The 241-nt window shown below is 49.0% G+C and carries 1 pseudogene; it reads left to right on the forward strand.

The annotated features are described in order from the left end of the window. A pseudogene (locus tag M3194_RS31880) lies at positions 1–241 on the forward strand (IS110 family RNA-guided transposase); the annotation flags it as partial.

Below are 241 nucleotides of genomic sequence, written 5' to 3' on the forward strand. Positions count from 1 at the left end.
TGGCCACACTACGTCTTTTCCCGACACCAGAAGAACTCAGTAAGTTGGAACCCCAAGATGTGGTACACGGGTGGAAGTCCCTAATGAAGCGTCAACCGGGCGAGAGAAAAGCTAAAATCCTTATAGCTCTTGCTAGTCATTCTGTTGGTTCCAAACAGGCTACGCACGCGTACAAGCTCCAGTTAATGCAGCTACTTGCTGATTATGACCTTGCTGGCCACCAGTTGCAAGTAGTAGAAGC

This window comes from Paenibacillus glycanilyticus, from assembly GCF_023715145.1.
Taxonomy (GTDB): Bacteria; Bacillota; Bacilli; order Paenibacillales; family Paenibacillaceae; genus Pristimantibacillus; species Pristimantibacillus glycanilyticus_A.